Consider the following 26,117-nt stretch of genomic DNA (forward strand, 5'->3'; position numbering starts at 1 on the left):
TTTCAATAAAATTCTGCAAAAATATGTCTACTTGATGTCAGAAACAACGTGGGGTTCGGATCGTGATTCGTAAGAGCGCTTTTTCTCGGATGGGCACCCAATTTGCTTGATTTTCACCCAAGGACGAGTTAGAGTAGGATAAAGGGAAGGTGTGCGCGACGTATTTGGTGCCTCGGGCCGATGATGCCTGAGCCCCCAGCAGCAAAGGAAGGAATGGAGGATGCTGGTTCTCTCGCGGAAGAAAAACGAAAGTATCATTATCGACGACCAAATTGTGATTATGGTCGTCGATATCCGGGGCGATCGCGTTCGCCTCGGGATCGAAGCCCCCAAGCATGTCACGGTGCATCGGCGGGAAGTGTACGAAATGATTCAGGCGGACAAGAAGCGGGCGCAAGAGTCGACGGATACAGAAACCGCCTCAGATTCCGCACCTAGCGAACAAACCCCGGTGAAATGAGCTGCCTCGTTCCCGCCACGTGAGAATCCCACCTTGAGAACTCTTTTCTGTTTTCTCGGGTGCGCGTTCCGTGATGATTGGTCCGGCTAGGCACGACTGCCTTTTGTCTTCGGCTAAACTGGACAGCCTACCGAGAATTTGGCCGCGAACACTTGGTGAACTGGGATGGTCGTAGACGCAGTCATTGCCCATCGTTTTCACTGGGATCCGCCCGAAGCACGCCTTCAAGAAACACGAGAATGGCCCACTTGGCCCAAAAATGCCGCCAATTGCAGTCACAGGCGGTTGACGCGACACCGCAAAGGCCTTAATAATTAGTTTCTACGACGGCCCCGTCGTCTAGCCAGGTTAGGACACAGGCCTTTCAAGCCTGTAGCACGGGTTCAAATCCCGTCGGGGTCGCTAAATGGCCCACTCAGGCGTGTCGGTTACGCGCCAGAAGTGTCCCAAGCCCGCAGCTTCTCCGGGCTTCGTCAGAAATCTCGCTTTGTCGCCGCGGAAAGCTTGGCGAATTCTCAGGACAGGGGTGCCGAGATCCGTGGCCCGTCTTCGATGGTGTTGCAAAGTCTTTACTTTCTGGGCGATCATCGAGGCGGTGCGCTTGCCTTGTGAATTTTTGGCACTTGTCACGCCCCCCTCCCGACTCCCCTCCTGATGCCCGCCCTAGCTGGATATCGGGCCCACCTGCGGAGTAGCCATGACCGCCGGCCGGCGTCCGCACGAGTCCACGCGTGGAGCAATTCACAGGGCCAAGTTTAACTGGAGTGCCGACAAGTTGTGTTGCGTCTTTTCGCGCCGCGCCGATATTATTGCGTGGACACGCCGACTCGCTATCTGCATGAGGCACTCCATGGATACGGACGTCGCCGAAAACCTCGCACCCGAATCCCTCGATTCCAGTCCGGAACCACTCGATCCACGGGAACGCAGCCGGTCAGACATGTGGCGGGCCGTAGCCCTGTTTGCGATTTTCGCGGGCACCGTTGGCCTGGCTCTTGTCCCGCCAACTCGGCTTCCGGTTCTTCTTTCCGTTTTCTTCTCCGCAGAGGAACATGGGCAAACTTCGGACGCAGAGCGAAAAGCTAGATCGGGTAAACTGTCCTTTAAAAGAGACGCTTTTGAGATTCCGAGTGTTGCAAGCGAGTCGGACGGCCGGTATCGATCCGTGGGCAACACCTTCCGTGAAAGCCCCGCTCAGGTTGTCCAGGCAAGTCCGGTTCCCCCGATTGGCTCCGCGACGCCCCTGGAGACTGACTTCGGCGTTACCGGGCCTGGCCGCGCGGAGAGTCCCGGTAGGAGAAATCCACCTTCAAACCAAGATTCACGACGCGTTCTGGGTTCGGGGAGGAACGAGAATCCTTCGGCCATCCGAGGGGTAGACAGCCTGGCCACTGATGTCGCGGGCAGCCGACCTCCCTGGCAATCAGCGACCAAGGGCCTGGTCGACGGGGAGTTTCCCTCTGACGAGAACCCATCCATGGGTTCACAGTCTGCTTCCGATTTGGCACCCCCCTTGGCTAGCATGTCTCCACAGCAACATAGGCCGCGTCAGCAACAGACCTCATCTTTGGAGGGAATCGAACAGTTGGAACAGCTTGCGCAGCAGTTTCGTGCCCTGGGCGCCGCGCGCTATCGTTTGGAGCGGTGGGGAACCGATGGGCAACTCTTTCGATTCACCTGCGAAATGCCGGTCAAGGGCGTCCCTCACATGACGCGCCTCTTGGAAGCCATTGCTCCCAGCCCCGAGGAGGCCATGAGACGGGTTCTGACTCAGATTTCTGGCAATTCGTCTGATGCCGGTCCGCATTCTCCCCGGGGTTTTTAGCCAAGCGTCGCAGACAGGGCCTCCTCCGTGCGAGTAGCGATCGGAATCCGCGGATTGGCGCAGGAGGCGGCGGATGCCTTAAGATTGCGAGAACCGATCCTGACCACAGGTACCGAGAAACCTCTGCCACCTAATGGGGCCGTTGATCCTGAGACCATTCAGACGAGAAGGCACCTTGCACGCAAGCCGGAGGGAGCCGTATCCTTGTCTTGTGACTCCGGAGTAAACAGTTCCAAAAGGTGCGCACATTCTGAGCCGCGGAAATGCAATATTTTTGGCGAAAGAGATCACGTTACGAGACCAGCCCCCCGCTGTGCCGGCGTCCAGATTGGCGGCTGTTTCTTCGGAGAATTCCCTCAGCAACCTCGCAAACCGAGGCTTTGGGGCCCCGGGAAGGTCCGGTCTGGGGGGAAGGGGTACGCCGCGTGGAAGCAGCGCTCTTTCTTGCCCGTCAGCCATTAACGCCAAGGAAAATTGCCCAAATTTGTGGATTCGAGAGTGCGGCCGAGGTCAGAGGCTATCTTCGGCGACTTGGAAAATTGTATGATGAAGTTGGTGCCGCATTTTGTCTGGTGGAAGTGGCCGGCGGTTTTCAGCTACGCACTCGGCCCGAATTCTACCCTTGGGTGGCACGACTGGGACGCGATCAGAGGCAAATTCGCCTGTCGCCTCCGGCAATGGAAACCCTGGCCATCATTGCATACAGGCAGCCTGTGCTCCGTGCCGAAATAGAATCCATCAGAGGAGTCCAGTGCGGTGAGATTCTTCGCCAGTTGATGGATCGGGGACTGGTAAAAATTGTTGGGCGATCAGAAGAGCTGGGACGACCCTATCTTTACGGAACGACTGACACGTTCCTGGAAGTTTTTGGACTCCGGGGACTGGACGAACTTCCCCATGCTGAGTATCGTAACTCCGCAGTCCGTCGGGAAGCACAACTGGAGCTCCAGGACAGTGCACCACTTACCGGCGAGGGGCGCATTTGATATATTAGACGTTTTCCCGACCTGAGAGGTGATGAGGATCTCTAAAACTCCCGCACGCCGGGAAGCGATAAGGTGTCAATGGTTCGCGGTGGAGGGAGGGTTCTCGCTCCACCGCGAGGGGATATATTTCGAGCTTGGTCCTTTTTAAATCAGGGGTGTTCACCGTGAAACTTGCTTTCCAAGACATTGTGGCTCGCCTGAGCGCGACCCACGCAATTTCCGACCTGCCGCCGCGTACGGCAGAGGCCAGCCCCGCAGGATTGGGCCATCGTGTTTACATCCTCGCCCAGGATGAGGACGACGAGGACTGGGAGGACGAAGAGGACGAAGATTGGGAGGATGACGACGAGGACTGGGACGAAGACGAAGACGATTGGGATGAGGATGAGGACGAATGGGAGGACGATGAAGATTGGGACGATGAGGATTTAGACGAGGACGAAGAAGAGTACGAGGAAGATGAAGACTGGGACGACGAAGAAGACGAAGACTGGGATGACGAGGAAGAAGAGGACGAAGATTGGGAGGATGATTACGACGAAGAAGAGGACGAGTGACTCATCCCAAACATGATTTCCCGGTGCCCGGCTGCAGCCGAGGTAGTGGAAATTGCCTTGTAATTTGTTACGACAATGACGGCCTTCTAAAAACTTTATCACCCGGTGATCCACCTAGAGATCACCGGGTGATGGTGTTTCGGGAGATGTTCGTGGTACTACTTGACGTTCAGTCGCAGGACAACGCACGACAAAGCGGGCAGCTCCACAATGGCCGCGCTGTCCGCAAGTACTACCTCCGCTTTCTCAGGGCGCACCGCATCAGGATGGTCAAGCGTGTTTCGCGCCTGTAGATTTCCGGGCGCAACCTTCTGCGCGGTCGCTGATTGAATAGCCTGGCCCGCCACTTTGATGGAAACCCTCCGTGCTTCTCTACCGGGATTGACGACTTTCACGATCACGACGCCCTGCTGCGGATCCCTCGTTGCCACAAGATTGAGGTCCTCAGGGACGCCTTCCGCTGCCACACGCTCAGGTGCGAAATTATCGCGCCACAGCTTCATGACCACATAGTTGGGGGCCGGAAACCATCGGCGATGATCGAAGTTGATAAACGCATTGTCCCATGCCGTGGCTGAGACATGTCGCAAAAACAGCGCCGGTGATGCGATTTCCACTGCGTCACCGCTTCGTTCGAAGGCATTGAGGATCCCCCCACAGTAGAGTCCCGTCCGCCAATCCGTACTCTGGGCGTTCCACTCCGAAACGAACAGCTTTAAACGCGGATTCCGAGATTGGGCGATAAGCCGAGCGGTTTCCTGGAAAAATGCTTCATAGCGATAAGGTCCACGGGCAAATTGATCCGGGTTTTCATAGTGGTGAAGACTGAGGTAATCGACAAGATCCGCGCATTGCTCGATGATCACCCGATTCCAGCGATGAGCGCTTTCCCCCATTCCACCACTTCCGCAAGCGATGAGCTTGATGGACGGATCTTTTGCCCGCATCAGAGGAGCAATCTTTCGCACCGCCGCTGCGTAGTTCTCAGCACCGAAGCCCCAGGTCTCATTGTCGATTTCCCAATACTTGACGTGATACGGTTCCGGGTGACCGTTGGCGGCCCGCACTCGACCCCATTGGGAATCGGCAGGACCATTGCAATATTCGATCCAGTCTAAAATATCCTGCAAAAATTCCTCGGGATCAGGATCGGGATTCCACTGGGGTGTGCCAATATTCACGACCAGACACGGTTCTGCACCCACACGGCGACACAGTTCGATGAACTCGTCGGTACCGAAGGAATTGACATCCACGTCGTCCCAAATCTCGCGGGGATAAGAAACCCGTTTTGACTGCGGACCGATTCCAGACTTCCAGCGATAGGCTGAGGCAAAACAACCGCCTGGCCAGCGAATGAGGGGTGGTTTCAGCTCGGCCACTGCCTCTAGCAAATCTGGTCGGAATCCGCCATTACGTTTCCAGGATTCCGGCATCAGGCTCACCTGATCCACCCACAATGTGCCGGGCCCGCGCAAGGCGATTTGGAGTGTGGCGTTATCCACATTGCGGATAGCACGCAGGCGGAGCGGAACTTCCTGCCAGTTTTCGCTCGGCCAGGGGAGGCTCTGCATGGCCAGCGGCTGGACACCGTCCATGAGCCGAACAACCGGTGCTTGTTCCGTCTTACCGCGAATCCACACGGAGCCCACGTACCACTCATTGGCCTTCAGAGCAAAAGGCGTTTGCTGGATGCCGGTCTCACCCGGTGCGCCGTCGATCTTAATTGAGAAGTGACTGTTAGCAGCCGATGTATCGTCCAGGGAAACTTGACCTTGTCCGAAGGCTTCCCAGTACCGGGCCAGGCCCGCGCTGGGCGGAGTGGGGGGAACACCGCTGAAAAGCACCCTTCCCTCTAAATCGGTCACGCGAAGATTGCGAAACCGGGCACGGGTGGCCCAGGTGCCAATTCCGACTGCGCCTGCCAGGTGACCTTCGCGATCGGTAAAGTCGATGATTTTCTGTTCGTCCAGCCAGACCTGAATGTGAGGTCCCTCGCAACGAACGCGGATTTTATACCACCGATTGCGTTCGATCTGACCATCGACGCGGGGACCAACCGGATGCCACCGCCCTTCTCCAGATCTGCCTCGTTCCAGTTGATGCCATCGATTGCCCCAGCCGCCGAGGTTGCACCAGTAAAAATTGTCATTGTCTCTTACTCGAAAGAGAATGAGAAACCCTTCCTCTCCGCTGATTTTCTGGGCCTCGAGCGTAAACTCATAATCTCGCCAACCGGGATCACCAAAAACCCAGCGGCGATTGACGTCAAGACTTTTCTGCACGATGGTATCGCCTTCCACACGCCACTGCCCGGCATCGTTGTATTCAAAGCTACGATTCCAGACGAGTTCGCCCCACAATCCCCCATTCACGGAATGATAGATATGTTCCAGAAAGTGTCCGTATACTTTGACATCAATCTGGTTGACCACCTTGTCTGGATGCACGACGATGGTGGCAACATCCTCCCCGGCGAAGCTTACACCCGCCGATGGCCAGCAACATGTCCCCAACAGATACAGAGCAGCCGTGCAAACAAACGGGCAACGATGCTTCTTGGGGTACCGCTTCATAGACGCACCTCCAACATCTCAGTCAAGCTTCCGCCAAACAGCGGACCTTCGTTTCGGCAATCACCGTTATTTCAAACCATTTTTTGACGCCTACCCGCGCACCGTGCGCGGGAGTCGCGTGCCTCCCCAAACACGCCCAAAGGTCGCGCCTGCTTTTCGCTATCAAACCAGCGCCTTTTGGGGATTGCATCAACCGCGGAAGTACAGGTAAGCCGCGACAATGCAGGCCAGCACAAAGGCCGATGCCGCGACATCGCGCCAGTTCCATGTGGCCCTCGATTGACGACGCTGTTCTTCAGTGATCGTGCCGAAGGTTAATCCCTGAATCCTCGACTCATCAGGGGGAGCCGAGAGGTAACTGGCGACAATCATCACGGTCACGCTGACCACGAAAATAAGCACGGCAAAGTACTGGAAGAAGATGTTGTTCACAATCCACAAGAAAGAGCCTTCGGGATACTGCACGCCGAACAGCTTCACCGGGGTATCCACAGCGAGTCGGAAGACGCCCAGCGCGAAACCAACAGCCAGGGCCCACAAGCAACCTTTGGCGTTAAGGCGTTTCCAGAATACTCCCAGGAAGAAGACGGTGAAAATGGGTGGCGCGAGATACCCCTGAACACTCTGCAGGTAATCGTAGAGTCCCCGCGCTCCCTGGATCACTGGGATCCAGGCTAATCCGATCAGCACCATCGTGGTGGTGGCCACCCGCCCAGTCCAGACCAGTTCGTGCTGCGAAGCATTCGGCCGAAGTTTGCTGTAAAAGTCCATGGTGAAGAGGGTCGAGGAGGCATTGAACACGCCGGAGAGCGAGCTCATCAAGGCGGCGAGCAGTCCAGCCACCACAATTCCTCGGAACCCGGGAGGTAACACGTACCGCACGATGAGCGGAAAGGCAGCCTGCGTAGCCTGAGAGTTGACATAGACCACACCTTTGGTCACAGCTAGCCCGCCCTCCACAGGTTCGACCGTCCCTCCTACCACTGCAACTTTGCCGTTGGTTACAACCGATTGGCCGGCGATGACTTTCTGCTCACCATTAGGAACCACCACGCGTCCAATGGCAATCCGCTTCGCTTCAGCGTGAGAGGCTGCCTCGCTGCTTAACACCTTCTCCAAATCGGCCTGGAAGAATTCGTTCCGAAGGGCCTCGGACCGGCCGCTGACGGAGAGAGCCAGGCAGATCATACCCGGGATGATAAAGATGAAAACCGGCAGCAGCTTCAGCACGGCTGCCCAGATCGCTCCCCGTCTGGCTTCCTTCTCACTGGGAGCGCCCAAACATCTCTGAACGATGTATTGATCGGTGCACCAGTACCACAGCCCACTGATGGGCGCACAGATGAGCATCCCCAACCACGGATAATTGCTGTTAAAATACCAGGCCATTACCTTGGCCTTTTCATCAAGGACCGGTTTCCAGGTTCCGGTCCATCCCTCGGGAGCAAGCGGCTTCCAGAGGTTGAACATTTCCGAACCGCAAATCTGTCGAAGCTCCCCCCAACCTCCCAGTGCGATGAGTCCATAGATCGTCACCAGAGCAGACCCGGCCACCAAAATGAAGGTTTGAAGAGCCTCGGTGTAGGCAACGGCTCGCATCCCGCCCAGCACGGTGTAAAGCCCGGTCAGCACGATGACGAGTACCGATCCCACCCAGAAGCTATTGAGTTCAAACTGGCCGATGGTCAGATGGACTTCCGGAAGCAGCGTTTGGAAAACGACTCCCCCTGCGAAGATGCCCACGGCGATCTTGGTGAGAACGTAGGCAACCAACGAAATGAGGGAAAGCAACCAGCGTGCCCCCGGACTGAATCGCCGTTCCAGAAACTCAGGCATCGTGAATACCTTAGAGCGCAGATAGAAAGGCACGAAGACCCACGCCAAAATGAGCAGGCACCAAGCGTGGAGTTCATAATGGGCCATCGCCACGCCGTCCGTGCATCCCGATCCAGCTAGTCCCACCAGATGTTCTGATCCGATATTGGAAGCAAATATGGAGGCCCCCACGATGAACCAGCCGAGGTTTCGACCAGCCAGAAAGTAGTCATCCGCCGTGTCTTTGCCTCGCAGGATGACCCACCACGCTAACCCGAAGAGAACCGCAAAATAGGCTCCGATGATCAACCAGTCCAATCCCGTCATGTTGCTCACCCTTCAACCGGTCCCGAAGAACCACCCAATACGGTTAGACCAAATATCAACTCCCGAAAGCTGCTTCGTTCCACCTGAGCTCTTTTTTGAATTGGTGCAAGTCGGTCTGGGGACCGATGTGCAAGAACTCGATCCCCGCCATCTCAGCAAAATCTTCTAGATACTCCGGCGAGAGCGCCTGGGTGAAGGCAGTATGGTGGGGCCCTCCCGCCAAAATCCAGGCAGCGGCTGCTGTCTTCAGGTCGGGAAGCGGCCGCCATACAGCGCGCGCCACAGGAAGCCGCGGCAGGTCGCGGTCCGGCGGAACCACCTGAACCTCATTGACGAGCATTCGAAATCTGTTTCCCAAATCGAGGATCGCGACATTGAGCGCCGGCCCAGCCGCCGCATCGAACACGAGCCGTGGTGGGTCTTCCTTGCCACCAATGGACAGCGGATGAATCTCTAGAGATGGCCGACCGGCCGCAATCGTGGGGCACACCTCCAGCATGTGCGCACCCAGCACCTTCATACCTGCCGGATCAAGATGGTAGGTGTAATCTTCCATGAATGAGGCGCCGCCGGGGAGCCCTTTTCCCATCATTTTCACTGCTCGCACGAGTGCCGCGGTTTTCCAGTCGCCCTCTGCACCGAACCCGAAGCCGTCTGCCATCAAACGCTGAACCGCGAGACCGGGCAACTGGCGTAAACCGTGCAGGTTCTCGAAGGTGTCCGTAAACGCTTTAAAACCGCCTTCCTCCAGAAATGCCCGCAATCCCAATTCGATTCGAGCAGCCTCTCGAAGATCATCATGGCGGCTTCCGCCCGGCCGAAGTTCCGGAACCACCTCGTACTGGTCCTCGTACTCCCGGATCAGTCGTTCCACCTCCAGATCAGAGACCTCCTGAACCTTGCGGACCAAATCCCCCAACCCGTAACCGTTCACCGAGTAGCGGAGGCGAATCTGTGCTTCGACCTTGTCACCCTCGGTGACGGCCACCTCACGCATGTTGTCGCCAAATCGGGCGATGCGTAAATCCTGGGCATCGTCCCAGGCCACTGCAGCCCGCGCCCACACACCAATCTGCCGTCGGACTTCAGGGTCCTCCCAATGGCCCACGACCACCTTACGGCGAAGCCGCATGCGCGCACAGATGAAGCCGAACTCGCGATCGCCATGGGCCGATTGATGGAGATTCATAAAGTCCATATCAATCGATTCCCAGGGGAGATCGCGATTGAACTGGGTGTGCAAATGGAGAAAAGGCTTGATCAGATCGCGCAACCCGGCGATCCACATCTTGGCCGGGGAAAACGTGTGCATCCAAAAGATAAGTCCCACACAAGCCGGACTATTGTTGGCATCCAGGCACACCCGCCGGATCGCATCTGGAGTGGTCACTACCGATTTGGCGAGGACCCGGCAGGGGATTTGGGGATCGCAGTCCAGACCCGAAGCGATGACCTGCATGTTCTGAGCCACCTTTTGGATGGCTTCTGGCCCATACAAGTGCTGGCTTCCGGTCACAAACCAAAGTTCCTTATCAGGATAAGGTTTCATTGCTTCCATGTCTAAACCACCATTGATCACGAATGAAATTCATCCTTTCCACCAATGGCGGCACGCCGCTGCTGGCCGTAATAGGCCGCCGGGCCGTGCTTCCTCTCATGATGTTTTTGCAGGATATAGCCTTCGATCGGCATCGGATCAGGTTCCAGCACGAGCATATGCCAAGCGATGGAGGCAACCTCCTCGAGAGCCACGGCGTTTTCCACAGCTTCCCGGGCGGAACGTCCCCAGGTAAACGGCCCGTGCCCCGCGACCAGTACTCCAGGCGTCGCAAGAGGATTCAATCCCCCCACGCGAAACCGTTCTACAATGATCCGCCCGGTGTTCAGTTCGTAACCTTCCTCCACTTCCGTGGCGGACAAGACTCTCGTCAGGGGAATAGGGCCGCAAAAATGGTCGGCGTGCGTCGTTCCAAAACACGGGATTTCCCGACGCAATTGAGAAAATACTGTGGCAAAATGACTGTGGGTGTGGCAGACGCCGCCGATTTCCGGAAAGCTGCGGTAGATGGCTAGATGGGTCAGCGTATCGGTGGAAGGTCGTAGTTGACCGTCGATGACCCGACCGCTCAGATCCACCACCACGATATCGTCCGGCCGAAGACTCTCGTAGGGAACACCGCTGGGCTTTATGGCAACGGCCTGGCGGTCCTCACTGATTCCGCTGACGTTGCCCCAGGTCAGCGTCACCAGTCCCAGGGCCGGCAAGCGCCGGTTGGCTTCGGCAACCTGTGCTTTCAGTTCCTCAAACATGGGTCCTCGCTTCTTTGTGGGCAACAACTCGGGCAAGGCTTCCGATGGTCTGGGACCGCGCTCGCCGCCATCCTGACGGTTCCAGACGACTGTCGAACAAGGCCCACCATAAGTTTCGATATAGTTTGTCAAGATAACTGCTCGCTGGAAGGTCTGCAAGCGACAGACGCGTAAATTGGATATAAAATTGCGCAAAGGTAAGCTGGGCATGAATCCGAAGGGAACCCATTCCCGTGTTCACCATTGCTGAGCGGGAGTGCGCGCACCGTGAAAAAGCGACCAAAGCGGGACTCACTTCCCCGTGTGGCCTTACTCATTGAGACATCGCGTGGCTACGGCCGGCAATTCCTCCGAGGGGTCATCCGGTATGGGCGACTCCACGGACCATGGGGGTTCTACATCACACCGGGCGATCTCGAGCAGGCCCTTCCTCGGATGCGGCGGTGGGGCGGAACTGGCATCATCGCCAGGGTGGAAACGCCCCATGTGGCGAGGGCCATTCTCGCCACGAAACTTCCTGCCATTCTGGTGGGACTCTCTGCGGCTCGGGTCTGCGGCAATCCTTCTCTCCAGAAATTCAGTCAGGTACACTCCGATTCTATTGGTGCGGGAAGGCTGGCAGCGGAACACCTTCTCGAGCGAGGATTCCGGCACTTCGCCTACGTGGGCCTGCCAGGATATTTGTGGTCGCAGCGACGGCAGGAAGGATTCTGCCAGCGGATCGCTGAGGCGGGGTTTCCTGTCGATGTTTATCCCTTGCCCGAGCACCCGGACATCGAAACGAGCTGGGAAAAAGAACACCGCCGACTCGCACGCTGGCTATCCAAGCTTCCCCGGCCCACGGGGCTTATGGCATGCAATGACGACCGTGGCCGTCAGGTTCTGGAAGCATGCCTCACGGCTGGGATTCAGGTTCCTGAAGAACTCGCTGTTGTAGGGGTGGATAACGATGACCTTTTTTGCGAACTGAGCGACCCACCGCTTTCCAGCGTGGCGCTGAATGCTGAATCAGCCGGCTATCGTGCAGCAGCCCTGCTCGACAGGCTCATGAAAGGAGAAGAAATTCCTCCCCAGGAAATTGTCGCTGAGGCACTCTATGTGGTGACGCGGCGCTCCAGCGATGTGGTGGCCGTGGAAGATCCCGACCTCGCCGCGGCGCTCAAGTTTCTTCACGATCGAGCAGCCGAACCCATTACCGTCAACGACGTGGTGGCAGCCGTTCACATGTCGCGACGCAGTTTGGAACTCCGTTTTCGGCGTCAACTTGGGCGGACGATTCACGAAGAACTCGAACGGTTGCGTCTGCAAAGGGCGGAGCGCCTTCTTCTCGAAAGCGATTTTCCAGTGCCCTATGTGGCCGAGGCCTCCGGCTACCAATCCCCGAACTACTTTGCCCGGGTTTTCCAGAAAAAATGGGGATTAACACCTCATCAATTCCGTCGGACAATGCGCGGAGAACGCCTGCAAACGGACAAGGATCTGGCAACCTATGTGTGACCCTGCGGCCTTCGCCCGTTTACCGCAATCAGCGTTCCCTCATGCTGCGGACTATCGTTCATCCGCTTCGGCCCACCAGCGACGAACAAGGTCTCGGCTGAGAAGCAGGTACTCCGGCTCCGGGGCGAAAACCTCCAGGGTGATCGTGCCGTCATAAGGGAGTGATTTGAGCTCAGCGATCCGCTGCGGCCACTGCCAAAATTGTCCGGGAATTGCCCCCAGCGGTAAATGTTGATCGCACGTCCCGTCGTTCTCCGACAAATGGACGTGTACCAGAAACGGACCAAGACGCGTAAGATATTCACTCCACAGGTCTCCCTGGGGCTCAAGTCGTGCATGACCAGCATCCAGATGAAATCGCAACCCCGGCAACTCCGTGAGCAGACGTTCCAGGATGTCAATTTGCCGACACTGGGGAAATGGACTCTGCTCCACTGCGATGACCGTACCGCATTGTGCGGCCAGGTCGCACAGAGGGGCCAGAATCTCGCGGTGCCACGCGAAAACCTGGTCCTCAGAAAAAAACTTGGGCGGTCGGGAAAAGTGCACAGTGACAAGTTTCGCCCCCAGTTTTCCAGCCATCTCCACGGCTACACTCAGCTCTTCTAAGCAGGCTCTGCGAATCGAGGTAAAAGGCGTAGCATAGGAGAGGTAGTAGGCCGTGTGGGCCACTACCGGCAATTGGTACTTTTCTAGGGCCGCAGCGACCCGGGAACCGTCCAGGGTCCGCGGATCGGCGGCCGGCGGTTCCAGTGTGAGGTCGATGTAATCGAAATCGTGTTCCGCGATCCAGCGAATTTCCTCGACCACGTCCTTCGCCGGATGATTCATCGCCCCGATTTGCATGCGAATTCCTCCGATGTGTGCTTTTCCATCAGGATCGGGCGATCAGTTTGGCCATCCGCCAAGTGGCAAAGGCGATGTTTTTTCCCAATGGGAAGAATCGATGATTATACAGAGAAGGCAGTTTGGAAGTCACGCACTCATATGAGGGGGCTCGCCGCAGAGCTGTCGGCAGAAGGTCTTTAAAAAAAGAAAAGCACGGCAGAAATCACGATGCCGTGCTTCGGGCAATGCCTTTTGTGCAATCCGAAATGGATTCCGGGCAAGCTGGCCGGATCAGCCCTCATGCATATCGGTTCAGATCGGGTTTAATGCCTTCTGGAGTTTCATCGCTGTCGATATCAAACCACTCCGGCTTGAATTCGATGCGGCGTCCCTCTCGAGCCGCGATGTTGGTCGTCAAAGCGATGACGGCGTCGGCCAGTGCCACTTTTGGATAACATCGAGGATGGATTTCCGGATCCGAAGCGTTGGGATTTCGACGGATGCACCACGCCCAGTGTTCGATCTCCTCTCGATAACCCCGACTTACCTTGGCCGTGGCCATTTGCCCCAACCCTTCGGCCCTGTTTTGGGCGGGACCGCTGGCCCAGGTATCTAGGACGGCGCCACCCGCGCTCTGGCTCACACCCACCGAGGCATAAGTGTCGGAGCCCGCGTACAGCATGGCCTCCTGCTCGCGTTCCAGAATCAGCGTTCCTTTGGTGCCGAAAACGATTTCGCCGTAACCGCCGAAACCATTGCCGTTGATCGAAGCATACTGCACAGCGATTTTTTTCATTTTCCCCACTGGATCGTTGGGATCGTAACCCGGTGCGGGGAATTCGATAATGCAATACACGTGGTCTTCGATCTCACGGTCCAGCGGGAAGATTGGTCGGTTCCCTGCTGCCGCCACATTGAGCGGCCGTTGCTTTTGTCCCCCGTGCATGGCGGCGATGAAGATGGATGCTGCATCGAGTTGATGGCTGCCCAATTCCGCCATCAAACCGCCACCCGTTCGCTCCCACAGCCGCCAGCGGATGAGCTCTTCGATAGCGGGGCGGAAATACTTTTGATTTCCTGCCACCAGGGTCTTATCCTGATAGCCGTATTCTTTCACCTTATCAATAATTTCCTGGTCGCGAATCTGGGCCTCCACCTGGGCCAGCATCTTTTCCATGCGTTCGATTTCAGCAGTGACCGGCCGCGCTGATTTTTTGGCTTCTTCAAGCGCCTGCCTCAACTGCCGTTGCTGAGCGAGGAGGGTTAGGTGGCTTTTATCATCGGGTTTGGCACCGGGAGGCAACGGCATGGCCCAGCTATCCCGGCCTGGCAAGTTCCCACGATGCCACTGGGCTCGAATGTAATGAAGGTCTCCCAGCAAGCCACGCCGAATCATGTCGGTCGCGTTTTCGTACAGGATGTTGTAATGGCGCTGGTGACCCACGGCGAGATGGACCGAGGCCTGTTTGGCCATCCGCGCCATTTCCTTGCACTCGTGAACGGAATGGCCCATCAATTTCTCGGTGAGAACGTGCTTGCCGAGTTTCATGGCGGCGATGGCGGCCGGGGCATGCAGGTGAAGCGGCAGCGCGATGATCACCGCTTCGATATTGTCCTTTTCCGCTTTCAGGAGGTCCTCATAATGGCCATAGACTTTAACGTGCTTGCGGGCTTCATCTTCAGTCTTCCAACCATACACCTTGAGCAAGCCCGGTCGAGCTTCCATGGCCGCCTCACTTGACCAGTCGCCGTGGAATGCCCGATGAACGTTGTACGGCCGGAGATCGGCAATTGCCACGATTTCAATGAATTCTGGGTTGCATGCCCCGATGAGGACCTGACCTTCGTCACCAGTGCCCAGCACGGCCACGCGGAGAGGCTTTTCGATAGTGCTTTCGTAGCCAAAGTAGAAGGCTCCCACACTGCCGCCGGCGGCCATGGCCGTCAGCAATCCCGCCTGGAGAAAGTCGCGGCGGGTAACCTCTAAATTGTTTCCCAACGCGCGGTTAAAATTAGCCTTCCCGATTTCGCGTTCTTCTGGTGTCAGATTCATCATGCGGTTCCTTTTATCGATAACCTCTCAGCCAATCACCGGTATGGTTTCTGCGTTTTCCCTTCTTTTCAATTATTCCCACTGGCGAGGATGCCAAGCACGTTTAAGTAATGGCAAGTCATCAACCACCCGTTGCGGCCGCCTTAGAGCTCGCTTCGCTCCTCCATGCACAACCGCAGCACCTTCCGAGACACGCGCGTAAGGGTAGACAGACATAGTGGTACAGAAAATAATCCAGACCCGCCCAGCGTCCCACCGGCATGGCAGCCAGCGCCAGGAGGGCCATCATCTCGACAAAATTCTTATCCACAAGTAAGGCATGTCCCACAATCTCGGGCGTTTTTGGCACGACGGTGGGCCACGGCCATTGCGTCATCACCACGAAAGCCAGAAATGCCGCTCCTCCCAGGGCCGCCAACCGTGTGAACGCTCCAACCATCAAGCACAGGCCGATGGCTGTCAGGGAATACGTCACCACCACGTTGAGCAGTTCTGTCTTGGTTGCGGCAAACGGCAGACGAACTGGCAGCCGCTGCGTTTCACAGAGGGGGACTTTAATCATGCCTCGCCTCTTTTGCTCAGGAGTGAGAATCCCCCACAAAGAGCTCAGATAAGCCCGACCCATCTTGTCGATCTCTGAAAACCACGCGGCCACCTCGCCACGCAGCTTTTGTTGCCTTTCCCAGAGGCGTTCCCTCTGGAAGTAAGCCCCAAGATTCCGCGATGCTTTTTCTTCCTTCTCAAAGCGCTCCAGACTGTCAAAATACGCCAAAATGTCGTCTCGCTTTTGCGCCAGGTAATTGTTCAGCGCTCCGACAAAACGATCGCGCGTGGCCTCGGCCTGGCGTTTCTGCTTTTCGTCCATGCGATAGTACCTGACATACTCATCGCAGGCCTTTCTCCAGGCTTCTTCATAAGCAGGAGAAACAACCACCAGGTTCCCGTCCTTGGCCTTGACGATCTGGAACCGGATCTTCCCGTCTATATCGGGAACCATGGCGTAAAAGAACGAAGCAAACGGACCCTTCGCTTGAGTGAGGAAGGGCTCCGCGGAAAACTTGTCGCGGTTGGCGATTTTCCATACACCTTCGTAAAGAAAGTGCCAACCAATCGTGATACGCAGAAGCACCAGGAGCACAACTGCTCCTAAACCGATGGTGAAACTTGACCGGTTCAGGGCTAACCTCCTTCCTATGTGCGACCGACCACTTGCCGGTCCAGACCTCGATGACGCTCGGTGATAAAATAAAAAGGTAGGATGCTACCGCCCAAGGTGGGAATTGTGGTCGTAAAACTCTATCCCGCTCCTAACCTTTTCCCATTTTAATTCAATTTTTTGTGCTCTGCTACCCGGTGAGAAAACTCGCCCAGAGGGTGCCCGTCCCTCCCAAACCCCACTTTATGTCCGCATTTTTTGCCAAGCCCCACCGCGCGGTCCCGAGCTTGGGTGGGATTATTCCAATTTCTCTACGTCCGATGGATTCGTCCGGTTTTCTCCTGCCGGGTAAATATTTTCGACCTCTCTCCTGTCTCCCGGGAACACAAGGATCAGTGTCGGTCGATTCAGCAGACAGGCACGACCTAACCTTCCTCTTGATTTTCAAGTGGTGTCCCCAGGTCAACTTTCTGTCCACCTAGCACGCGATCTCCAGAACCAATCGAAAGCTCACCACCGCGATTTGACCTGTAATGCTGCCAGCACCATCACCATGTTTCGTCCCTCGGACGCCCATGCGCCTGCCCCAACTAGACAAATCAGCGTGGCGAGGATGTGTCCGACGACATGCATCTTTGGCACGACAACGACCTTCTCTCGGTCCTTGGTTTGGAAACGCTCGCCTTTAAAAATGCAACAGTCCGCGGTGTTGAAGCTCCCCACTCTAATTGGGCCGCGACCGCCGTCACGTTTGTGGGCGAAAGGAATCGACTGGCTCCCACTACCTGGAGCGCGTGCGGCTTGTCTAGCCGTGGCGAACTCATGATAATGGGGCGTCGATATCCCCGTGAATGCCGTACTCCCGGCCTGCAAGCCGGATTAAAGGAGCGGCGGAAACATGCTTTATTGAGGAGAATCGCACATGTTACGGACCTGGAAACGCCGGGATTTTGTTTCAGGAATGTTTTGGGGAGGCTTGGCTGGTTGCCTGGGATGGAATCGTTTGCTGCGAGCTGAAAACAAGTCGCGATTTGGTGCGGACGCGGCGTTTTCCGCCATCCACTCTGGCAATAAGATTCCGGTCATTCTTGATACCGACATCGGCGACGATATCGATGACACATGGGCCCTAACACTCCTTTTGAAATGCCCCGAATTAGATGTCCGCCTGGTTGTGGGTGACAATAAAAACGCGATTTACCGCGGAAAACTCATTGCGAAGTTGCTAGAGGTGGCAGAGCGCACCGATATCCCCGTCGGCCTTGGCGTGGGATTGGAAGAGCGCCCGAGCAGACAATCACGCTGGGTCGCCGACTATGATCTCAAGAAATATCCCGGCACGGTTTACGAAGATGGCGTGGGGGCCATTATCGAAACGATAAAGAAGAGCGCGTTTCCTGTGACCCTGATCTGCATCGGGCCTGTCCAGAACATTGCTGAAGCCCTCAGACGCGCCCCAGAAATCAGTCAGAATGCCCGTTTTGTGGGAATGCACGGAAGCGTTTATAAGGGATATGGAGGCAGCCCTCAAATTTCGGCCGAATATAACGTCAAGGTGGACCCGAAAGCTCTCCAGGCCGTGTTCGCGGCCGACTGGGAAGTCACCATCACCCCGCTCGACACTTGTGGGCTTGTGCACCTCACCGGCGAAAAATTCCGCAAGGTCTATGAATGCTCCAACAAATCGGTGCAGGCACTCATGGAAAACTATCAGATTTGGCGTGAAGAGGGCGAGAAACAGAACCTACCTCCACCGGATCGCAGCAGTACCCTGTACGACACGGTTGCTGTGTATCTCGCCGTGGAAGAACGTCTTGTCGAAATGGAAACCCTCCCCCTTGTAGTGACCGATGACGGATTCACTCGGATTGATGCGTCGGGCCGACCTGTCAGGGCTGCAGTTCGCTGGAAAAACATGGAACTTTACGAAGACTGGTTGGTCCAAAGATTGGTGGGAGAATAATCGGCCGATCATCCGATGATCGTTCGATTATCAAACAACCGTTCAATTTCCGCCGATATCGCCCCAGAAGAATAGGAAAACTGGATATTTCGGAAAAGTTTGACACGGGACCGGATCATATTCGACCACCAGCTACACATTTTGGCTGGTATTGGGCCGTGCAATTTGCTAGGATGTCGGAATCGACGTGGCGCTGGTGTTCGTTTGAAAATGCTGTGCAGGGAGCTAGCGAGGGGTGGCTGTAATGTCGCTGGGAGAACGCACGATGGCGCTGGAACATGTTCGAACCTGGACCCTGGTGTTCGGAGTGGGAGTGGTGGTGGGAATCGTGGCCGCGCGATTCTGGCCGCAAACGCCCGCCCATGCGGTGGCGACCGACCGGGGACAAAACTTCGCGATCTGTACCGGTCCCGTGGATGCCGGTGTGGAAGCCTTCTTCTTCCTCGATTTCCTCACCGGTCAGTTGAAAGGTGCGGTTCTCTCCAACCAGACGCGGAATTTTCAGACGGTGTATGAGGCCAACGTCTTTGCGGATCTGACAACAGTCATCCAAGCAAAAAATGCGGAGATCGCCCAGGCTAATGCGCAGCTACGGCGAACTGGCGCGCCACCTCGGCCGGAAATCCAGATTCCCCAATCGCCCAACTATTTGATGGTCACGGGCGTCGCCGACATCCGCCGCGGACCGAGCGTAGGAGTTCGTCCTGGCCAGACGATGCTCTACGTGGCCGAGACGAACACAGGAATTGTACTCGTTTACATGGTGCCCTGGTCCCCGGAACGGCATTCTGCCAACCAGCCTTTCGCTACACCTCTCCAATTGTGGGCGGCGGAACAGTTCAGCTCGGTCGTGCTGAGAACCGAATGAAGCCTCGCATTTGGCCAGAAGCGAGACGACCGTTCGTCCCACAAGTAGCCTCTGCCAGTGTCCATCGATATACTTGAAGACGATAGCCCGAGTGGTAAAGTTGACGCGCTAGAGACTGTTTGCACGATTGCGGAGGGGCGGAAATTTCTTCACGGCACGAATCCCGCGCGGTGAGAAGATCAGATCCTCAAGCCGTTCGGTTGCAAAACTTTTTAGCTCTCCCGTTGGAATCCCTGGAGAAACCGGATGGATTCTCCCCAGAATAGTTCTCAGATCCGCGTGCTGATCAATGGCGAATGGCAGGCAGTCCCTGCTGGGACCACTATTGCGGAACTTTTGCGTCGATGGGGCCTCGCGGAAAAGCCAGTGGCCGTGGAACACAACCTGCAAGTCGTTCCCCGGGCACGACATGAACAGACCACCCTTTCGGAGGGCGACCGTCTGGAGATTGTAACCCTCGTAGGAGGAGGTTGATCGTCGCTATTATGGTTGCCACGCAGATTGATACTCCGCTGGACACCCCTTTGCGTATCGGCTCCCACGTTTTCACAAGCCGACTCATCGTGGGAACAGGAAAATACAGCTCGTTCGAAGTTATGCAGCAGGCGCTCGAGCTGTCTGGCACCCAATGCATAACGGTGGCGGTTCGTCGCGAACGCCTTTTTGACCAGCAGGGGCGAAATATTCTGGATTTTATTGACACCAAGCGGTACACAATTCTCCCCAACACGGCGGGGTGTTTTACGGCGGAGGATGCTGTCCGCGTGGCCCGACTGGGAAGGGAAATCCTTTCCCAGCTTGGTAATCCCGGGGCAGACTGGGTGAAACTGGAGGTCCTGGGTGATAAGAAGACGCTTCTTCCCGATCCCATCGCCACCGTCCGGGCCACAGAAATCCTGGTCAAAGAGGGTTTCCAAGTTCTGGTCTACACCACGGATGACCCGATTGTGGCCAAGCGATTAAAAGAGGCCGGGGCCACCAGCGTGATGCCCGCCGGCAGTCCGATCGGATCCGGGCAGGGCATCCTCAATCCCAACAATATCCGCATCTGTTTGGAATATCTGAAAGAAAATGATCCCGACTATCCCGTCATCGTCGACGCTGGTGTGGGAACGGCCAGCGATGTCACGGTGGCGTTCGAACTTGGGGTGGATGGAGTTCTTCTCAACACAGGCATCGCCCACGCGCGCGACCCGCTGCGAATGGCAGTGGCTATGAAACACGCCGCAGAAGCGGGCCGACTCGCCTACCTGGCTGGACGTATTCCCAAGAAGCTTTACGCCACAGCCAGCAGCCCTATGGAAGGCACCATTGCCCCCGTGCGATAATTCCCTCGACAGCTTGCCGAAGGATCTGAGCAAACCAACGACGGCCGCTTGAATGGCTATTTGTGCCGTTTGCTCTCCGTGTCTTTGCCGAGTTGGAGGGAGTTTCGCAATGCGTGCCCATCATCGCCACACCCTATCTGTCGCTCTGCTCACCTGGCTGTTATGCGCACCATGGGAGCTGGAGGGCCCAAAGGCTGCGGGTGAAGAGGTCACTGTTCACCGCAAAGACGCTCCGTGGCAATTAGAAAACGGCGTCCTTTCGGTCACTCTGGACCTGCAAGGTGCGTATCCCCTCCTTGAAGAGGTGGCAAGTCTGAAAGATGGGAGCGTATTTCCGGCCAAAAATATTCCCCTCTTTTCGGCAGAGAGCTATGACGGTTCGGCATGGCGGCCTTTGGCGATCGCCAAACGGGGTGTTCCTCGGGAAGTCGCCATCCCCGCGAAATCCTCGGCTTTGCGACTCGAGGATCGCTTTCCGGGACACCGTGTGGAACAAGAATTTGTGGTTTCGTCTTCCGGAGACATTGCCACCTGGTGGCTAGAATTGCGGGAGGGTGCACACTACGTGGCGATGGGAGTCACGCTGTCCGCTGCCTGGGCGAACAAGCCAACGCGGGTGGTCTTCTTCCGGGGGCAATTACCGGGGGCACGCCTGGCCGGCAGCGTCAGTGGCTCGCCCATTGTTTGCGGGGAGTGGTTCCTCGGCTGCGAACATCCCATGGCCACCAACGAGGTGGCGGGGGAGCAAGTACTCGCCGCCGTGAACGTGAGGAAGGTTCCCGCTCGCAATGAGCTCACCTACACATTTGCGGTGGGAAAGACTTCGCCCGGGCAGTTGCGACGAGATTTTCAGTGGTATGTGGAACGCCGTCGCGCTCGCCCTTATGGGCTGTTCGTCAATTACAACTCCTGGTGGGACATCGCAGATGGTAGCAAACAAATGACTGAGGCAGAGTGCCTCGCTGTCATCGAGCGTTTTGGAGAAGAGCTTACTCGCCGCCGGGATGTGCGGATGGATTCCTTCGTGTTCGATGATGGTTGGGACGATCCGCGCACGCTTTGGGGATTTCATGAGGGTTTCCCCAAAGGTTTTGCCCCTTTGACCGCCAAAGCGAGGGAGTATCAATCGGCCGTGGGTACGTGGTTATCTCCTTTCGGCGGTTACGGGGAAGCTAAGCAGAAACGTCTGGCCTACGGCCGGGAACAGGGTTATGAAGTGGCCGATTACGGTTTCTCTTTGGCCGGTGAAAAATATTTTGCCAGATTTAGAGAAATCTGCCGTGAGATGGTTGTCCGGTACGATGTCAATTTCTTTAAGTTCGACGGCATTGCCGGAAACAATGCCAGCGGTGCGGGAGAAAAGTTAGCCGCGGATGTCGAGGCTCTTTTGCGATTGTGTGAAGACCTCCGCGAAACCAGACCCGACATCTATCTGAGTATCACGACCGGCACCTGGCCATCGCCTTACTGGTTGTGGTTTGGGGACTCGGTATGGAGAAACGGCGATGATTGCGGGATCGCAGGCCGGGGCGCGCCACGGCAGCGATGGATCACTTATCGCGATGGTACGGTCAAGCGGATGATCATCGACCGCGCACCACTTTATCCGCTGAATTCCTTAATGACCATTCCGGTATGCTTCGCACGCCGGGGACTGGTGGCGCGATTGGGGGTCGACGGCCTCAGCTCTCCAGATGAGGCGGACCTCCAGGACGAAATGTGGATGGGCTTTGCCAGCGGCACCCAGTTGGCGGAGCTGTATGTTACGCCCGAATTTCTTTCACGGGTTTCCTGGGATCATCTTGCCGAGTGCATTCGCTGGGCCCGAGCCAACCAATCCACCCTGGCTGATGTCCACTGGGTCGGTGGCAATCCCCTGGAAGGCGAGATTTATGGCTACGCAGCCTGGGGAAATGGTCAAGGTACCCTTATTCTGCGGAATCCTTCCCCGCAGGTGCGGGAGATCCTTCTCCAGCCGCGCGAGGTTTGGGAGCTCCCGCGGGACATGAAGGGGCTCATTTCTCTTCGTTGTCGCTACGCCCGGCGTGTCACCCTTGAGCCTCTCATGCTGTCCCTCGACAAACCGTGGCGTGTGGTATTGCCTCCCTGGGGTATCATCCTCTGGGAAGCCTCATTCACACCTCCGCAGCCTTCCGGCAGCCAGTCTCCGTGATTGACTGAATTGACAACTTTTTCCACAATCGCGCTGGTCCCCTTACATCCCCGGCACAGTTGGCCTCTTTCCGAAGCCGTCCCGGCGACGTGGTTGCCTCGCCCGATTCCTGCTCCGCCCGGAATATTACCTGAGAGTCGCGTGCCAAACCTTCCGAACGTTTGGCCCGGCTTCACCCGGCACACGAAATTGAAAAGCCCCATCGCGGTGCTCCGCCTGAGTGACCGCTCCATCATCCCATTGGAGCTGAATGGTGTTCACGTCTGACTCCGCGGCGGGAATTGCGGCAATCCCTCCTGGCCGATGGAACAGCCAGAGGTCCTTTCTCGCTGGGTCTGAAGCAAGCACAAAGCAGACGGCGTCTTCGCCAAGATCACGCTCGCCCAGCTGTTGCAGCGAGCCCGCTATCATATCGGGCGCAATCGCCAAAAAACCAAAGGGTGCCAACACCAAAGAACCTTCACGAAGTGGGTGCGTGTTTAGATTCGTCACGATGTGAACTTCACCATACTGTGCCCGGATGATTCCTCCGTCGCGATCCGCACTGGGGGAATCGTCCCGTTCATGAGTGAAACTCGTCACCGGTTCACCCATATATCGTGCCACAATCGTTCTCTGGAGAACGGCCAACCACTTGAGCCACTCCCGGGCGGCTTCGTCTCGGGTCAGAGTGACGGCGTTCACCCGGTATTGTAGCGCGAAGCCCAGACCCAATACCCAGGCCAGGTCCTCGAAATCATTGACGCTGGCGCCTAGGTCGTGCATGAGCATGGAGACTTTGTCATGGACGAGGATCTCCGCCACAGGATATACCCGCCAGAGGTTCGGTGGATAAATCTCGCGGAGAAGCCGGTCCCACGGTGGCCGAGGCTCGGTGGGGACGATGCCGAAGCTCATGCCGCAAAGCTGGACCTGGTACTCCGCCACCAGATCCCATCCTCCCTCTGTGGAGAGTGGGACACGCTGGGAATCCTCCGCAACCATAGAAAGAATTCCCTCGGTGTAGGCGAAAGGCGTGGGTGACGCGGGGTTGGTATCATACCGCCAAGTTCGCGCAGCGCACTGATCTTGAAACAAGATATCCACCGGAAGTTGTTGCGTGAACAGGCGAACCGTTTCTTGATTGTAGCGCTGGACGAGAGGATGCCAAAGGCAAATCCCATAACCGGTGGCATGACCTCCACCATAACTCTCACGGTAAGGTTGTCCCTGAAGGTCCAGCGCCAAAGCCGATTTGGCCTGCTGCTCCCTCTCCCAGATCGGCGATTGATCGGGAAACCACGTCGGGTTGGTGTAGGGCATGACAAGATGGCCAAGTTCCCGCGCTTCACGCATGAATTGGGCCAGCTCCTCGGCAGTGCCGTACCATGCCGGGGGCGGATAGTGAACAGGATACGATCGATCAAATCCCAATGGCAAATGCTCCGTGAAGTGGACGATGCTGGGTACCGGCAAATAACGCAGAGCAGCCTTGTGTTGCTCCACCTGCCGCTGGCCGCTGGCGGTCAATCGTACCAGGATAGCGCTTTTGAACTTCCTCAGCATATCCGCTGGAAGTTTTTCATCCAGCCGACGCCGAAGCCCATTGAGTGCGGCGTACTGGCGAAGGACTTCCTCTGGTGAACTACCGATCTGAAGACGGACGACCGGCGCCTCCCACGACTCCTGGGCTGCTACAAAAGTTCCGAATTGGCGTTCCAGATACCCACCCTGCTCATCGGCGCCGCAGCCAACTCCTCCAGGAATAAAGACAGCGGTCTTATGAGTCCGTCCTTCCCACGCTTGCCAGTCCCGGGGCTGAACACGGTACACGGAAATCGACCCTGCTGATGTATCCAAATGGAGAAAGTCGGCAAATGCCGGCGGATAATTCCAGAACACGCGGCGGTAAAAACGGCTCGGTATAAGAGCATAGTGGAAGGGATAACCGCCGACTTCAAACCAATGGCCACCGCGTTCGAGATATTTTTCCAGAACATTAATGGCCTGATCAAAATCTTCTTTTTGGTCAACCGGAAATCGCTCGGCATACGGATTGACCACAGCAGCTACCGCACCTTCACGGAGAACCCTTTGAAGTTCGCGGGCATTCCGCAACTCCACCACGTTGCCGAGGGTGGACAGGGCTTCCCGCCACTGATCCACAGAGGTAGCGGACCAGCCTCCCTGGGCCACCTCATTCGGCAAATTGATCAGACCGATCGGTTTTCCTTGCAGGGAGAGCCGCGCTAGAGTACTTCTCACGAGTGCCGTTTGCAGGACCGCAAGGTCTCCGCGACCGATTTGGCCGCCCATCAGCCAGAGGCTACCCAATCCCACTTTTTTCCCGACATAAAATGGTCGCCCATCGACAGCCTCCACAAGGACCTCTATCCCGGACACAGGCTGGGGCGGCCGATTGACAATGACCTGCCGCTCCGAAACCAACCGCAAAGCCTCAGGACTCAGCCACCTCTTGCCGCCCTCTGTCACGCGTAACGCCACGGCCGGTTCGTCCATGGGACGAATGTCCAGCGGTCCGCCGAACAGATGGATGAATGCTCTCGCTCCCACACTCTGCCGTTCCCACCCGGCAGGCCTTTCCAGTGGTTGGGCTTCAAAAAATTTGGGCAGAAAAGCGATTCCCACAGCGGTGTTGCCTCCCATTGGGAAGATCAGGCGGCTGGCCGCTTGGGGCTCAAACCGCAAACGCGCCGGAAGCACAAAATCCAGCACCTCCTTGCTTTTCGGCGTGATCGTGGCGTGGAAATCAACAGCCTCGGCGCTGGCTGCCACCACAACGTCCACTTTGACCTCCGGATGAGAGAAAACTAGCTGGAGCTGCGAAGTCCCCACCAACTCTGTTTGCACAGTCGTTTGCCGAGCCATCAGCTCCGAATTATCCCGCCAGCGAATCCGCCACAACCCGTCTTCGCCGCTCCGTGCAATACCCTCTCTACTGCCGCTTTGACGGATTGCAAGGAGACTCCCGTCGTGCGCACTGATCTCCATCTCGTAACGATCAGACTCTATCCGCCAGACGTCACCCTCTTTTTGAATGGTTTGTCCGCAAGCAGGTTTCAGAAGCAGAACAAAGTTAATCGCCAACAGGATGGCTACCGTTCGCACGATTCTCTCTCCGGCGCTCGATGGGAAAGGCGAATGCACCAACGTAAATGCGACATCCCCCAGAGTATAACCCCGGTCTCTGGAAAGAAGAATGCGGCGTATGAGCTTATCGCCGGTGATGCGAGACGTTCCTCGGTCGCAGGTGGGTGCCCCAGTTACTTTCCGTTACACGTGGCCGGCCGCCTTCATTGCGCGTAACGAGGCGGCCAGCATCCAAAAGGGAATTCTTTTTCTCGCGAAGGCGCCAAGCCGAAACACACTTGTTGAAGCCCCGCTACGCGTCCGCT

At 56.7% G+C, this 26,117-nt stretch carries 18 protein-coding genes and 1 tRNA gene; 11 read left to right on the forward strand and 8 right to left on the reverse strand.

The annotated features are described in order from the left end of the window. The first annotated feature begins 220 nt into the window (after nt 1–220). The 5 genes from csrA to ABJK56_RS05020 all read left to right on the forward strand — a co-directional run bounded on the left by csrA (nt 221) and on the right by ABJK56_RS05020 (nt 3,828). Entirely contained in the window at nt 221–460 is a 240-nt protein-coding gene (gene csrA / locus ABJK56_RS05000; protein WP_347243565.1) for a carbon storage regulator CsrA, read from the forward strand. Nucleotides 461–788: 328 nt separating this feature from the next. Then, nucleotides 789–862 (forward strand) — tRNA-Glu (locus ABJK56_RS05005). 448 nt (nt 863–1,310) lie between these two features. Further along, nucleotides 1,311–2,285: a hypothetical protein gene (locus tag ABJK56_RS05010; protein ID WP_347243566.1), complete on the forward strand. Its 975-nt coding sequence runs from the start codon at nt 1,311–1,313 to the stop codon at nt 2,283–2,285. Between the two features lie 263 nt (nt 2,286–2,548). Continuing rightward, nucleotides 2,549–3,271 (forward strand): SMC-Scp complex subunit ScpB, encoded by a 723-nt coding sequence (gene scpB / locus ABJK56_RS05015; RefSeq protein ID WP_347243567.1) that lies wholly within the window; start codon nt 2,549–2,551, stop codon nt 3,269–3,271. A gap of 164 nt (nt 3,272–3,435) precedes the next feature. Further along, on the forward strand, nt 3,436–3,828 hold the full coding sequence (locus ABJK56_RS05020) for a hypothetical protein (protein ID WP_347243568.1): 393 nt from the start codon (nt 3,436–3,438) through the stop codon (nt 3,826–3,828). Between the two features lie 158 nt (nt 3,829–3,986). Here the strand turns inward: ABJK56_RS05020 and ABJK56_RS05025 are convergent, their stop codons facing one another. The 4 genes from ABJK56_RS05025 to araD all read right to left on the reverse strand — a co-directional run bounded on the left by ABJK56_RS05025 (nt 3,987) and on the right by araD (nt 10,856). Next, a complete protein-coding gene (locus tag ABJK56_RS05025; protein WP_347243569.1) occupies nt 3,987–6,404 on the reverse strand; it encodes an alpha-L-arabinofuranosidase C-terminal domain-containing protein in 2,418 nt (805 codons plus the stop codon). Between the two features lie 189 nt (nt 6,405–6,593). Beyond that, nucleotides 6,594–8,546: a sodium:solute symporter gene (locus tag ABJK56_RS05030; RefSeq protein ID WP_347243570.1), complete on the reverse strand. Its 1,953-nt coding sequence runs from the start codon at nt 8,544–8,546 to the stop codon at nt 6,594–6,596. Nucleotides 8,547–8,601: 55 nt separating this feature from the next. Next, a complete protein-coding gene (gene araA, locus ABJK56_RS05035; RefSeq protein ID WP_347243571.1) occupies nt 8,602–10,104 on the reverse strand; it encodes an L-arabinose isomerase in 1,503 nt (500 codons plus the stop codon). A 17-nt stretch (nt 10,105–10,121) separates the two neighbouring features. After that, a complete protein-coding gene (gene araD / locus ABJK56_RS05040; RefSeq protein ID WP_347243572.1) occupies nt 10,122–10,856 on the reverse strand; it encodes an L-ribulose-5-phosphate 4-epimerase AraD in 735 nt (244 codons plus the stop codon). A 267-nt stretch (nt 10,857–11,123) separates the two neighbouring features. Between araD and ABJK56_RS05045 the strand changes: the two genes are divergently transcribed. Then, nucleotides 11,124–12,353 (forward strand): XylR family transcriptional regulator, encoded by a 1,230-nt coding sequence (locus ABJK56_RS05045; RefSeq protein ID WP_347243573.1) that lies wholly within the window; start codon nt 11,124–11,126, stop codon nt 12,351–12,353. A gap of 51 nt (nt 12,354–12,404) precedes the next feature. On the opposite strand, the gene ABJK56_RS05050 is transcribed toward ABJK56_RS05045, so the two are convergent. The 3 genes from ABJK56_RS05050 to ABJK56_RS05060 form a co-directional block, all read right to left on the reverse strand. After that, nucleotides 12,405–13,199: a sugar phosphate isomerase/epimerase gene (locus tag ABJK56_RS05050; protein WP_347243574.1), complete on the reverse strand. Its 795-nt coding sequence runs from the start codon at nt 13,197–13,199 to the stop codon at nt 12,405–12,407. A gap of 280 nt (nt 13,200–13,479) precedes the next feature. Beyond that, complete coding sequence (locus tag ABJK56_RS05055; protein ID WP_347243575.1) at nt 13,480–15,237, reverse strand: Gfo/Idh/MocA family oxidoreductase; 1,758 nt, start codon at nt 15,235–15,237, stop codon at nt 13,480–13,482. 118 nt (nt 15,238–15,355) lie between these two features. After that, on the reverse strand, nt 15,356–16,372 hold the full coding sequence (locus ABJK56_RS05060) for a hypothetical protein (protein ID WP_347243576.1): 1,017 nt from the start codon (nt 16,370–16,372) through the stop codon (nt 15,356–15,358). A 940-nt stretch (nt 16,373–17,312) separates the two neighbouring features. On the opposite strand from ABJK56_RS05060, the gene ABJK56_RS05065 reads away from it, so the two are divergent. From ABJK56_RS05065 to ABJK56_RS05085, 5 genes are all read left to right on the forward strand, one after another. Beyond that, the gene (locus tag ABJK56_RS05065; protein ID WP_347243577.1) at nt 17,313–18,353 is read left to right on the forward strand and encodes a nucleoside hydrolase; all 1,041 of its coding nucleotides are present in this window, start codon (nt 17,313–17,315) and stop codon (nt 18,351–18,353) included. Between the two features lie 265 nt (nt 18,354–18,618). Next, nucleotides 18,619–19,221, forward strand: a complete 603-nt coding sequence (locus ABJK56_RS05070; RefSeq protein WP_297035386.1) for a hypothetical protein — start codon at nt 18,619–18,621, stop codon at nt 19,219–19,221. 246 nt (nt 19,222–19,467) lie between these two features. Then, the gene (thiS, locus tag ABJK56_RS05075) at nt 19,468–19,695 is read left to right on the forward strand and encodes a sulfur carrier protein ThiS (protein ID WP_347243578.1); all 228 of its coding nucleotides are present in this window, start codon (nt 19,468–19,470) and stop codon (nt 19,693–19,695) included. Between the two features lie 11 nt (nt 19,696–19,706). Then, a complete protein-coding gene (locus tag ABJK56_RS05080; RefSeq protein ID WP_347243649.1) occupies nt 19,707–20,549 on the forward strand; it encodes a thiazole synthase in 843 nt (280 codons plus the stop codon). Nucleotides 20,550–20,658: 109 nt separating this feature from the next. Beyond that, nucleotides 20,659–22,722 carry a hypothetical protein gene (locus ABJK56_RS05085; protein WP_347243579.1) on the forward strand — a complete coding sequence of 688 codons (2,064 nt, stop codon included), beginning with the start codon at nt 20,659–20,661 and terminating at the stop codon, nt 22,720–22,722. 126 nt (nt 22,723–22,848) lie between these two features. On the opposite strand, the gene ABJK56_RS05090 is transcribed toward ABJK56_RS05085, so the two are convergent. Further along, the gene (locus ABJK56_RS05090) at nt 22,849–25,830 is read right to left on the reverse strand and encodes a DUF6259 domain-containing protein (RefSeq protein ID WP_347243580.1); all 2,982 of its coding nucleotides are present in this window, start codon (nt 25,828–25,830) and stop codon (nt 22,849–22,851) included. Nucleotides 25,831–26,117 lie beyond the last annotated feature (287 nt).

The organism is Thermogutta sp., assembly GCF_039793925.1.
Lineage (GTDB): Bacteria > Planctomycetota > Planctomycetia > Pirellulales > Thermoguttaceae > Thermogutta.

Bases quoted from the DNA above. Each gene is read 5' to 3' on its own strand.
- csrA (WP_347243565.1), top strand. From the start codon at position 221: ATGCTGGTTCTCTCGCGGAAGAAAAACGAAAGTATCATTATCGACGAC.
- ABJK56_RS05010 (WP_347243566.1), top strand. From the start codon at position 1,311: ATGGATACGGACGTCGCCGAAAACCTCGCACCCGAATCCCTCGATTCC.
- scpB (WP_347243567.1), top strand. From the start codon at position 2,549: ATGCAATATTTTTGGCGAAAGAGATCACGTTACGAGACCAGCCCCCCG.
- ABJK56_RS05025 (WP_347243569.1), bottom strand. From the start codon at position 6,404: ATGAAGCGGTACCCCAAGAAGCATCGTTGCCCGTTTGTTTGCACGGCT.
- ABJK56_RS05030 (WP_347243570.1), bottom strand. From the start codon at position 8,546: ATGACGGGATTGGACTGGTTGATCATCGGAGCCTATTTTGCGGTTCTC.
- araA (WP_347243571.1), bottom strand. From the start codon at position 10,104: ATGGAAGCAATGAAACCTTATCCTGATAAGGAACTTTGGTTTGTGACC.
- araD (WP_347243572.1), bottom strand. From the start codon at position 10,856: ATGTTTGAGGAACTGAAAGCACAGGTTGCCGAAGCCAACCGGCGCTTG.
- ABJK56_RS05050 (WP_347243574.1), bottom strand. From the start codon at position 13,199: ATGCAAATCGGGGCGATGAATCATCCGGCGAAGGACGTGGTCGAGGAA.
- ABJK56_RS05055 (WP_347243575.1), bottom strand. From the start codon at position 15,237: ATGATGAATCTGACACCAGAAGAACGCGAAATCGGGAAGGCTAATTTT.
- ABJK56_RS05065 (WP_347243577.1), top strand. From the start codon at position 17,313: ATGTTACGGACCTGGAAACGCCGGGATTTTGTTTCAGGAATGTTTTGG.
- ABJK56_RS05070 (WP_297035386.1), top strand. From the start codon at position 18,619: ATGGCGCTGGAACATGTTCGAACCTGGACCCTGGTGTTCGGAGTGGGA.
- thiS (WP_347243578.1), top strand. From the start codon at position 19,468: ATGGATTCTCCCCAGAATAGTTCTCAGATCCGCGTGCTGATCAATGGC.
- ABJK56_RS05080 (WP_347243649.1), top strand. From the start codon at position 19,707: ATGGTTGCCACGCAGATTGATACTCCGCTGGACACCCCTTTGCGTATC.
- ABJK56_RS05085 (WP_347243579.1), top strand. From the start codon at position 20,659: ATGCGTGCCCATCATCGCCACACCCTATCTGTCGCTCTGCTCACCTGG.